This is a genomic window from Streptomyces sp. NPDC087906 (genome assembly GCF_055584925.1).
Window position 1 is genome coordinate 47,423 of the sequence record NZ_JBVJLC010000021.1, and the last position, 9,787, is coordinate 57,209.

General features: G+C 69.0%; 12 protein-coding genes. 8 read left to right on the top strand and 4 right to left on the bottom strand.

Annotated elements, in window-relative coordinates:
* Nucleotides 1-31 precede the first annotated feature (31 nt).
* From ACZ63I_RS34795 to ACZ63I_RS34805, 3 genes are all read left to right on the top strand, one after another.
* Complete coding sequence (locus ACZ63I_RS34795; protein WP_469343524.1) at nucleotides 32-1,189, top strand: GAF domain-containing sensor histidine kinase; 1,158 nt, start codon at nucleotides 32-34, stop codon at nucleotides 1,187-1,189.
* Nucleotides 1,182-1,826 (top strand): response regulator, encoded by a 645-nt coding sequence (locus ACZ63I_RS34800; protein ID WP_469343525.1) that lies wholly within the window; start codon nucleotides 1,182-1,184, stop codon nucleotides 1,824-1,826. Before ACZ63I_RS34795 ends, ACZ63I_RS34800 begins: the two co-directional genes overlap by 8 nt.
* Before the next feature lie 140 nt (nucleotides 1,827-1,966).
* Nucleotides 1,967-2,236, top strand: a complete 270-nt coding sequence (locus ACZ63I_RS34805) for a chaplin (RefSeq protein ID WP_469343527.1) — start codon at nucleotides 1,967-1,969, stop codon at nucleotides 2,234-2,236.
* Nucleotides 2,237-2,316: 80 nt separating this feature from the next.
* On the opposite strand, the gene ACZ63I_RS34810 is transcribed toward ACZ63I_RS34805, so the two are convergent.
* Nucleotides 2,317-3,108 carry a hypothetical protein gene (locus ACZ63I_RS34810; RefSeq protein ID WP_469343529.1) on the bottom strand — a complete coding sequence of 264 codons (792 nt, stop codon included), beginning with the start codon at nucleotides 3,106-3,108 and terminating at the stop codon, nucleotides 2,317-2,319.
* Between the two features lie 303 nt (nucleotides 3,109-3,411).
* Between ACZ63I_RS34810 and ACZ63I_RS34815 the strand changes: the two genes are divergently transcribed.
* The 4 genes from ACZ63I_RS34815 (at nucleotide 3,412) to ACZ63I_RS34830 (ending at nucleotide 6,623) form a co-directional block, all read left to right on the top strand.
* Nucleotides 3,412-4,203, top strand: a complete 792-nt coding sequence (locus tag ACZ63I_RS34815; protein ID WP_469343530.1) for an ABC transporter ATP-binding protein — start codon at nucleotides 3,412-3,414, stop codon at nucleotides 4,201-4,203.
* A gap of 122 nt (nucleotides 4,204-4,325) precedes the next feature.
* The gene (locus ACZ63I_RS34820; protein ID WP_469343532.1) at nucleotides 4,326-4,754 is read left to right on the top strand and encodes an NfeD family protein; all 429 of its coding nucleotides are present in this window, start codon (nucleotides 4,326-4,328) and stop codon (nucleotides 4,752-4,754) included.
* Between the two features lie 111 nt (nucleotides 4,755-4,865).
* Entirely contained in the window at nucleotides 4,866-5,795 is a 930-nt protein-coding gene (locus ACZ63I_RS34825; RefSeq protein WP_041991117.1) for an SPFH domain-containing protein, read from the top strand.
* A gap of 60 nt (nucleotides 5,796-5,855) precedes the next feature.
* Nucleotides 5,856-6,623 carry a sulfite exporter TauE/SafE family protein gene (locus tag ACZ63I_RS34830; protein WP_469343535.1) on the top strand — a complete coding sequence of 256 codons (768 nt, stop codon included), beginning with the start codon at nucleotides 5,856-5,858 and terminating at the stop codon, nucleotides 6,621-6,623.
* Between the two features lie 22 nt (nucleotides 6,624-6,645).
* On the opposite strand, the gene ACZ63I_RS34835 is transcribed toward ACZ63I_RS34830, so the two are convergent.
* The 3 genes from ACZ63I_RS34835 to ACZ63I_RS34845 form a co-directional block, all read right to left on the bottom strand.
* The gene (locus ACZ63I_RS34835; RefSeq protein ID WP_041996737.1) at nucleotides 6,646-7,155 is read right to left on the bottom strand and encodes an HNH endonuclease; all 510 of its coding nucleotides are present in this window, start codon (nucleotides 7,153-7,155) and stop codon (nucleotides 6,646-6,648) included.
* Nucleotides 7,156-7,308: 153 nt separating this feature from the next.
* On the bottom strand, nucleotides 7,309-7,848 hold the full coding sequence (locus ACZ63I_RS34840; RefSeq protein WP_469343537.1) for a YbhB/YbcL family Raf kinase inhibitor-like protein: 540 nt from the start codon (nucleotides 7,846-7,848) through the stop codon (nucleotides 7,309-7,311).
* A gap of 62 nt (nucleotides 7,849-7,910) precedes the next feature.
* The gene (locus ACZ63I_RS34845) at nucleotides 7,911-8,693 is read right to left on the bottom strand and encodes a sporulation protein (protein ID WP_469343539.1); all 783 of its coding nucleotides are present in this window, start codon (nucleotides 8,691-8,693) and stop codon (nucleotides 7,911-7,913) included.
* 87 nt (nucleotides 8,694-8,780) lie between these two features.
* Between ACZ63I_RS34845 and ACZ63I_RS34850 the strand changes: the two genes are divergently transcribed.
* Complete coding sequence (locus tag ACZ63I_RS34850; RefSeq protein ID WP_469343540.1) at nucleotides 8,781-9,431, top strand: DNA-3-methyladenine glycosylase; 651 nt, start codon at nucleotides 8,781-8,783, stop codon at nucleotides 9,429-9,431.
* Nucleotides 9,432-9,787 lie beyond the last annotated feature (356 nt).

Sequence of the window (9,787 nt, forward strand, 5' to 3'; positions counted from 1 at the left end):
CCGGGCCCACCCGCGCCGGTACGGTGAGGCCATGACCCACAGTCCGAGCTCCGGCCTCGCCGCCGTGAGCACCGCGCTCCTCGCGATGAGCAGGCATCTGGAGGTGCGCGACGTCCTCAAGACGATCGTCGTGTCCGCCCGCGAACTGCTCGACGCCGAGTACGCGGCGCTCGGCGTCCCCGACGACCACGGCGGCTTCGCCCAGTTCGTCGTGGACGGCGTCAGCGACGAGCAGTGGAAGGCCATCGGACCGCTGCCGCGCCAGCACGGCATCCTCGCCGCGATGCTCAGGGACGAACAGGTCGAACGGCTCGACGACGTACGCGAGGACCCCCGCTTCGGCGGCTGGCCGGCCGCCCACCCCGACATGTCCGACTTCCTCGGCATGCCGGTCAGGGACGGCGACGAAACACTCGCCGCGCTCTTCCTCGCCAACAAACGCTGCCCGGACCGCACCCCCGGCGACGCCAAGGGCTGCGCCTTCACCGAGGAGGACGCCGAACTCCTCGCGATCCTCGCCCAGCACGCCGCCATCGCCCTCACCAACGCCCGGCTCTACGAGCGCAGCCGCGAGCTGACCATCAGCGAGGAACGCGCACGCCTCGCACACGAACTCCACGACGCCGTCAGCCAGAAACTCTTCTCGCTGCGGCTCACCGCCCAGGCCGCCGCCACCCTCGTCGACCGGGACCCGGCACGCGCCAAGGGCGAACTCCAGCAGATCGTCACCCTCGCCGCCGAAGCCTCCGACGAACTGGGCGCCGCCGTGATCGAGCTGCGCCCGGCCGCCCTCGACGAGGACGGACTCGTCAACACCCTGCGCGCCCACATCAAGGTCCTCGACCGCGCCCACGCCGCCCGCGTCACCTTCGACACCTGCGGAGTACGGGCCCTGCCGTCCGCCCAGGAGGAAGCGCTGCTGCGGGTCGCCCAGGAAGCCCTGCACAACGCGCTGCGGCACTCGGCGGGCGACCGCGTCGACGTCTCCCTGATGCGCCGGGGTCCTGGCGCCGTGCTCAGCGTCACCGACAACGGCAAGGGCTTCGAACCCCGAACGGTCCGCAGAGCCGGCCGGCATCTCGGCCTCGTCTCGATGCGGGACCGGGCGAGCGGCGCCGGCGGCAGACTCACCGTGCAATCGGCGCCCGGCCAGGGCACCACGATCGAGATGGAGGTGCCCGGTGGGTGACAAGGCGATCCGTGTCCTGCTCGTCGACGACCACCAGGTGGTACGGCGCGGCCTGCGCACGTTCCTTGAGGTCCAGGGCGACATCGAAGTCGTGGGCGAGGCGGGCGACGGCGCCGAAGGCGTCGCGGGCGCCGAGGCGCTGCGGCCCGACGTCGTCCTGATGGACATCAAGATGCCGGGCATGGACGGCATCGAGGCGCTGCGCAAGCTCCGCGAACTCACCAACCCGGCGAAGGTGCTGATCGTCACCAGCTTCACCGAGCAGCGCACGGTGGTCCCCGCGCTGCGGGCCGGCGCCGCGGGATACGTATACAAGGACATCGACCCAGAGGCCCTCGCCGACGCCATTCGCTCCGTCCACGCGGGGCACGTACTGCTCCAGCCCGAGGTCGCGGGCGCGCTGCTGGCCCAGGACGACCGGGGGAGCGGCCAGGGGCGCGGCACGACACTGACCGAGCGGGAACGCGAGGTACTGGTCCTGATCGCGGACGGCCGCTCCAACCGGGAGATCGCCCGCGCGCTCGTGCTCTCCGAGAAGACGGTCAAGACCCACGTTTCGAACATCCTGATGAAACTCGATCTCGCCGACCGGACCCAGGCGGCGCTGTGGGCCGTCCGACATGGGATAACCGGCTGATACGGATCGGCGACCACCAATCTGAGATTCATACCGTCGGGTGTATGTCACCCACACGGCGCAACCTGGGCGACGTCGCGGCGTTCTCCATGGCGTGCTGCGGCGTACCGGCCGCAGCCTTTGCGAGGAGGATTTCCGATATGAAGAACCTGAAGAAGGCCGCCGCCCTCACCATGATCGCCGGCGGCATCGTCGCAGCGGGCGCGGGCGCCGCCTCCGCGACGGAGGGCCCGCACGGCCACCAGGGCCCGGCGGCCCAGGCCGAGGGCCAGGCCGTGCACTCCCCGGGCATCGCCTCCGGCAACCTTGTCCAGATCCCGATCCACGTGCCGGTCAATGTGGTGGGCAACACGGTCAACGTGATCGGCCTGCTGAACCCGGCCTTCGGCAACAGCGGCCTTAACGGTTAAGAGTCAGCCCTCTTTTACCAAGGCCCGGCCCGCTGGGGGCGGGGGTTGCGGTACAACCGCACCCCGCCCCCAGCGGGGCTTTAATACAAACCGTCCCGCTCCCGTTCCTCGACATACGCGTTGTACGACGCCACCTGGGCGCGGCGGGCCACTCGTTCCACCGGGCGGAGCGCCGCGCCCCGCGCGGACATCTCCGACGCGCTCACCGCGCCTCCCGGGCCGTGTTCGTACGCCAGGGACACCAGCAGGCCGATGCGCTCCGCGAGCTGGAGCACCCGCGCGGCGCGTGGCGGGTAGCCGGGGGCCAGTACGTCGCGGCCCCGCTCCGCCCGTGCCCGGTACGCGTCGAGCGCCGCGTCGGCCACCGGGCCCGACGCCGCTACGTCCAGCCGGGACAGCACCTCCGTCGCGTCCCGCAGCGCCTCGGCCAGTTCGCGTTCCGCCTCGCCGAGCGACGGCACGTCCGCCGGCGGCGCCTCCCGTACCGGCAGGCAGTGCCAGACGACCTCGACATGCCGGTCCCCGTCAGGGCCGACCGCCGTCACCTCCGGCACCAAGCCGTACGGCGCCCCCGAGGCGACCACCGCCTCCTCCGCCTCCAGCGCACGCGCGTTGAAGTCCGGCGGCCCGCTGAGCCCCAGCGGATGCCCCGGCGCCGGCAGCGCCACCCGGTACCCGGTCACCCCGAGCGCCCGCAGCCGGCCGAAGGCCAGCGTCAGTCCCACCGGGCCCGGCTCACCCGGCAGCCCCTCCACCCGGTGCACCGCATCGTCGCCGACGACGGCGTCCGCCGCGTCGTCCGGCGACACCAACCCGGCCAACAGGGCGTTCCCCCATGCGGCCAACAGTCCTGAGCGTGGTTCCAGAAGCATGGGACCAGCCTAGGGAGTATCCGCGCAGTATCGTCGTCCGCCCGTCAGGGCGGGGTCGGCGTCGGCCGGTGCGTGCGATCGCAAGGCGCCGGACTGCCCTTGCAGCGGAGCTACTCGGGCGGTCCGGCAACGCCGCGAGCGTGCGCGCCAGGCATCGCCGACCAGACGAGACTGCGCGGATACGACCGAGGGAACGGACCTCAGGACCGGACCACCCGACCGGTGGCGTAGGTTTTGCCCTGGGAGCTTCGCCTACAGGCGCACCCGGAACTCAAGACGATTGCATGGGGAGACAACGCGCTCATGAGCGATGTACTGGAGCTGGTGGACGTATCCGTGGTCCGCGAAGGACGCGCTCTGGTGGACGATGTCTCCTGGTCCATCAAGGAAGGCGAGCGCTGGGTGATCCTCGGCCCCAACGGCGCCGGCAAGACCACCCTCCTCAACCTCGCGTCCAGCTACCTCTTCCCGACCAGCGGCACCGCCCGCATCCTCGGCGAGCAGCTCGGCAAGGTCGACGTCTTCGACCTGCGCCCCCGGATCGGTGTCGCCGGCGTCGCCATGTCCGAGAAGCTGCCCAAGCGGCAGACCGTCCTGCAGACCGTGCTCACCGCCGCGTACGGCATGACGGCCACCTGGCACGAGAACTACGACGAGGTCGACGAGCAGCGCGCCCGCGCCTTCCTCGACCGGCTCGGCATGACCGACTTCCTGGACCGCAAGTTCGGCACCCTCTCCGAGGGCGAGCGCAAGCGCACCCTGATCGCCCGCGCGATGATGACCGACCCGGAGCTGCTGCTCCTCGACGAGCCCGCCGCAGGACTCGACCTCGGCGGTCGCGAGGACCTCGTACGCCGGCTCGGCCGGCTCGCGCGCGACCCGTACGCACCGTCCATGATCATGGTCACCCACCATGTCGAGGAGATCGCGCCCGGCTTCACGCACGTCCTCATGATCCGCCAGGGCAAGGTACTCGCGGCCGGCCCCATGGAGACCGAGCTGACCTCCCGCAACCTCTCCCGCTGCTTCGGCCTGCCGCTCGTCGTCGAGCGCACCGGCGAGCGCTGGACGGCCCAGGGCCTGCCCCTCACGTAGCCACGAGGACACAGCACAGGCGCACAAAAGGGCAGTTGCGACCCGTCGACCCGTCAAGTCGCCCTCAAGTGACCTGATATGGCCACTGTCCCGACCGGGATCGCCGGACCTACCATGACGTTGTGGAAATCGACGCGTGGGTGTGGTGGCTGATCGGCGCTGTCGGGCTGGGGATCCCGCTCGTCCTGACCGCCATGCCCGAGTTCGGAATGTTCTCGGCCGGAGCCGTCGTGGCGGCCGTCGTCGCCGCGCTCGGTGGCGGCATCGTCGCCCAAGTCCTCGTCTTCGTCGTCGTGTCCGTCGCGCTCATCGCCGTCGTACGGCCCATCGCGGCCCGGCACACCGCCCAACGCCCCGGACTGCGCACCGGAATCGACCGGCTGAAAGGCCGCTCGGCCGTCGTACTGGAGCGAGTCGACCGCGGCGGTGGCCGGATCAAGCTGGCCGGCGAGGTGTGGTCGGCGCGCTCGTTCGACGCCGACCAGTCGTACGAACCAGGCCAGGAGGTCGACGTCGTCGAGATCGACGGCGCCACGGCGGTGGTCATGTGAGCCAAACCCCTGGTCATGTGAGCCAACCTGGGTGAACAGCCCCCGCTCACGCCCCCGTTCTGCGAAACTCGATCATCAGAATATCCGGCAGCGAAGGGCCCGAGGAACGCGATGTCAGCCATCATCATCGTCCTGGTCATCCTGGTGGTGCTTGTCTTCATCGCCCTGATCAAGACGATCCAGGTCATCCCGCAGGCAAGCGCCGCCATCGTCGAGCGGTTCGGCCGCTACACCCGCACACTCAACGCGGGCCTCAACATCGTCGTCCCGTTCATCGACTCGATCCGCAACCGGATCGACCTGCGTGAACAGGTCGTCCCCTTCCCGCCCCAGCCGGTGATCACCCAGGACAACCTGGTCGTCAACATCGACACGGTCATCTACTACCAGGTCACCGACGCCCGTGCCGCGACCTACGAAGTCGCCAGCTACATCCAGGCGATCGAGCAGCTCACCGTCACCACGCTGCGCAACATCATCGGCGGCATGGACCTGGAGCGGACCCTGACCTCCCGCGAGGAGATCAACGCCGCACTGCGCGGAGTCCTCGACGAAGCCACCGGCAAGTGGGGCATCCGCGTCAACCGCGTCGAACTCAAGGCCATCGAACCGCCCACCTCCATCCAGGACTCGATGGAGAAGCAGATGCGCGCCGACCGCGACAAGCGCGCCGCCATCCTCACCGCCGAAGGCATCCGGCAGTCCCAGATCCTCACGGCCGAGGGCGAGAAGCAGTCCGCGATCCTGCGCGCCGAAGGTGAGGCCAAGGCGGCGGCACTGCGCGCCGAGGGCGAGGCCCAGGCCATCCGTACCGTCTTCGAGTCGATCCACGCGGGCGACCCCGACCAGAAGCTCCTCGCCTACCAGTACCTCCAGATGCTCCCCAAGATCGCCGAAGGCGACGCCAACAAGCTCTGGATCGTGCCCAGCGAGATCGGCGACGCACTCAAGGGACTCAGCGGCGCCTTCGACAACCTCGGATCGGGCATGCCCGGCTTCAACACGGGCAAGGAACGCAGGCAGGACACCCCGCTCGACTGACCAAAAGACCCTTTCGGGCATGATGCGGTGCGTCCGGCACCGCATACCGAAAGGCTCACCGTGACCATCTGGGAGATGCTCGCCGTCTTCGTCGCGGGGATCAGTGCCGGAACGATCAACACCATCGTCGGCTCCGGCACACTGATCACTTTCCCCGTCCTGCTGGCGACGGGCCTCCCCCCGGTCACCGCCACCGTCTCCAACGCCCTCGGCCTGATCCCCGGCTCGATCAGCGGAGCCATCGGCTACCGCGCCGAACTCACCGGCCAGCGCCCGCGCATCCTGCGGCTCGGCATCGCCGCACTCGTCGGCGGACTCACCGGCGCCGTACTGCTCCAGGTCCTGCCGTCAACGGCGTTCGAGACGATCGTGCCCGTCCTCGTCGCCCTCGCGCTCGTCCTGGTCGTCCTGCAACCCCGGATCACCAAGGCCGTCCAGAAACGGCGGGCACGCGAGCAGAAGACCGCCCGCCCCAACGGCGGCCCGCTGCTCTTCGTCGGCCTGCTGCTCGCCAGCGTCTACGGCGGCTACTTCACCGCGGCCCAGGGGATCATCTACCTCTCCCTCATGGGCATGCTGCTCGACGACACCCTGCAACGCCTCAACGCCGTCAAGAACGTCCTCGCCGCGATCGTGAACACCGTCGCGGCGATCCTCTTCCTCTTCGTCGCCGACTTCGACTGGACAGCGGTCGTCCTCATCGCCGTCGGCTCCGCCATCGGCGGACAGATCGGGGCCAAGATCGGCCGGCGTCTGCCGCCGGTGGCGATGCGCGCCATCATCGTCGTCGTCGGTACGGCCGCCATCGTCCAACTGCTGCTGCGCTAGGACCCGCGCCCCGCCCTGACCGCTACGCGGCGGGCTGCGCCGCCAGCCACAACGGCAGCTCCGAACGCTCACCGGCCCGCAGCGACAACAGCATCGCGTCAGCGGGAGAAGGCACGAACGGCGGGTGCAGCAACGGCATCCCCGCCTGCTCCGGCGTACGGTCCGCCTTACGGTGATTGTCCTCGGCGCAGGAAGCGACCGTATTCAGCCAACTGTCGCCACCCCCGCGCGACCTCGGCACCACATGGTCCACCGTGGTCGCCCGCCGCCCGCAGTACGCGCACCTGTGTTGGTCCCTGATCAGCACCCCGCGTCTCGACCACGGCGCCTGTCTTCGGAACGGCACCCGTACGTACCGGCAGAGCCTGATCACCCGGGGCACCGGAAGCTCGACAGCGGCGGCCCGCACACGGAGATCGGGGTGCGCCTGCTCGACCACGGCCTTGTCCTGCAGCACCAGCACCACCGCACGGTTGAGAGTCACCGTCGACAGCGGCTCGAAGCTCGCATTCAGTACCAGCGTGTCCCGCATCTCGCCCACCTCCCGTGTGCCGGCCCGGCCCCAGTCAGGGGCTGCGGGCTGTGGATCAACTCTGGCCGGGCACGCCGAGAGGGACAACACAATAAAAAAATGCCCTGCTCTGATCTCTCCAAGACCAGGGCAGGGCAAACAACACACAAACGGTCAGCTCTCGGCCGGTGCCGCGTACTCCCCGACGAGCTGCGCACGCGCCAGCGTGTGGAACCGCAGATTGAAGCCCACGAACGCGGGCGTCGCCGTGCTGTCGGGACCGAGCTTCTCCGAGTCCACCGCGTAGACGGTGAACACATAGCGGTGCGCGGGGTCGCCCGCCGGCGGAGCCGCGCCGCCGAAGTCGTTGGTCCCGTAGTCGTTCCGAGCCTGCACCGCACCCTTCGGCAGCCCCTCGAACCCGCCACTGCCGGCCCCGACGGGAAGCTCGGTGACCGACGCAGGGATGTCGAAGACCACCCAGTGCCAGAACCCGCTGCCGGTCGGCGCGTCCGGGTCGAAGCACGTCACGGCGAAGCTCTTCGTCTCCGCGGGGAAGCCCTCCCACCGCAGGTGCGGCGAAGTGTTGCCCGCCGCGTAGACCTGGGCGTCCTTCAGGACCGCCCCGGCCGACACGTCGTCGCTCACCACGGTGAACGAGGGCACCTGCGGATGGAAGTCATGGGGGAGCGGAGCCCTCTGCCCGTCAGTCACGTCTGAACCTCCGAAGATCGGCAACGACTGTCCTGATCACCGCCCGAGCCTATGCCTCCGGCTCAGAACCAGTTACGACGGCCGCCCACCTCGGCGAGCCACTGGTTGAGATACGCCGACCAGTCGGTGGACGCGTAATCGCCCAGCCCGACCTGGAACGCCCGGAACGAGTCGCTGCCCTCACTGAAGAGCCCCGGCTTCTTGTCCATCTCCAGAACGACGTCCATCTCCCGGTCGTCGGCGACGAACGTCAGCTCGACCTGGTTCAGCCCCCGGTACTGCTGCGGGGCGTGGAACTCGATCTCCTGGTAGAACGGCAGCCGCTGCCGCGTACCGCGCACATGCCCGCGCTCCATGTCCGCGCTCTTGAACCGGAACCCGAGCTGGATGAACGCGTCGAGGATCGCCTGCTGCGCCGGCAGCGGGTGCACGGTGATCGGGTCCAGGTCGCCGGAGTCCAGCGCCCGCGCGATCTCCAGCTCCGTGGTCACCCCGATGTTCATCCCGCGCAACTGCTGCCCGTCGACCGCGGTGATCGGCGTCTCCCACGGGATCTCAAGCCCGAACGGCACCACATGGACGGCCCCGGCCTGAACGGTGAAGGCACCGCCGATCCGCTGCTTGGTGAACTCGATGTTCTGCTTGAGCTCCTGGTCGTTGCCCTCGACCTCGACCCGGGCCTGCAGCCCGACGTTGAGCCCCTGGATCTCCTGCTCGACGGAACCGCCCTGGATCCGCACCTCACCCTGAACGACCCCGCCAGGTACGACGTTCGACTCGCTCAGCTCGGTCTCGACGGACGCGCCACCGGCGCCCATGCTCGCAAGCAGCTTCTTGAAGCCCATACTCACTCCTTCTCAGGTCCTGACCCCTACATACGCGTGACGGACACGGTCGGTTCCCCGCACCGCACCCGGCTACGCTCGTACGCCATGATCCAAGGCCCCGACGGCACCTCACGCACACCCCTGCCCCGCGAGTTCTTCGACAGACCGGTACTTGAGGTCGCACCCGACCTCCTCGGCCGCACCCTGGTCCGTACGACGGACCAGGGCCCGATCGAAGTACGCCTGACCGAGGTCGAGGCGTACGCGGGCGCGATCGACCCGGGCTCGCACGCCTTCCGCGGCCGCACGGCCCGCAACGCGGTGATGTTCGGTCCGCCCGGACACGCGTACGTCTACTTCACCTATGGGATGTGGCACTGCCTCAACCTGGTGTGCGGCCCCGAGGACGAGGCGAGCGGGGTGCTGCTGCGGGCCGGCGAGATCCACGTAGGAGCCGAACTCGCCCACAAACGACGACTCTCGGCCCGCCACGACAGAGAACTGGCCAAAGGCCCCGCCCGACTGGCCACCGCCCTCGACATCGACCGCTCGCTGGACGGCACGGACGTCTGCGCGGGCCTCGGCGAACCGCTCGCGATACTGACGGGTACACCGGCCACCGCTGACCAGGTCAGCAGCGGCCCCCGCACGGGAGTCGGCGGCGACGGCGCCCACCAGCCCTGGCGGTACTGGATCACCGGCGACCCTTCGGTGAGCCCCTATCGGGCCCATGTGCCGAAGCGCCGACGAACTTGACTCGCACAGTTCACCCACCTAATGTAGTCCGAGCCGCTTGACACGGGACCTGCTGTTCAACAGCTCCCGGAGCGGCCATCCACTACCTACGATCACTCCCCAAACGGGGTCGGACTTTCGGCATGCCGAAATTCGAACTCGCTTGACTCGATTATGAGCCGGACGGGGAATCGGTTAACGTAGTGAGCAGCCGAAAGGCGAAAGGCCAACCCAAAGGCCATCAGAATTAAAGCGGCGGAAACGCCGAATTGAGTCTGGTAGAGTCGGGAACACGAAGTACGCAGTACCGGAGGGAAGCGCCCGGAGAGTCCTGAGAGGGACTTGAAGGAAGCGTCCGTTCCTTGAGAACTCAACAG

Bases quoted from the DNA above. Each gene is read 5' to 3' on its own strand.
- ACZ63I_RS34795 (WP_469343524.1), top strand. From the start codon at position 32: ATGACCCACAGTCCGAGCTCCGGCCTCGCCGCCGTGAGCACCGCGCTC.
- ACZ63I_RS34805 (WP_469343527.1), top strand. From the start codon at position 1,967: ATGAAGAACCTGAAGAAGGCCGCCGCCCTCACCATGATCGCCGGCGGC.
- ACZ63I_RS34810 (WP_469343529.1), bottom strand. From the start codon at position 3,108: ATGCTTCTGGAACCACGCTCAGGACTGTTGGCCGCATGGGGGAACGCC.
- ACZ63I_RS34815 (WP_469343530.1), top strand. From the start codon at position 3,412: ATGAGCGATGTACTGGAGCTGGTGGACGTATCCGTGGTCCGCGAAGGA.
- ACZ63I_RS34825 (WP_041991117.1), top strand. From the start codon at position 4,866: ATGTCAGCCATCATCATCGTCCTGGTCATCCTGGTGGTGCTTGTCTTC.
- ACZ63I_RS34835 (WP_041996737.1), bottom strand. From the start codon at position 7,155: ATGCGGGACACGCTGGTACTGAATGCGAGCTTCGAGCCGCTGTCGACG.
- ACZ63I_RS34845 (WP_469343539.1), bottom strand. From the start codon at position 8,693: ATGGGCTTCAAGAAGCTGCTTGCGAGCATGGGCGCCGGTGGCGCGTCC.
- ACZ63I_RS34850 (WP_469343540.1), top strand. From the start codon at position 8,781: ATGATCCAAGGCCCCGACGGCACCTCACGCACACCCCTGCCCCGCGAG.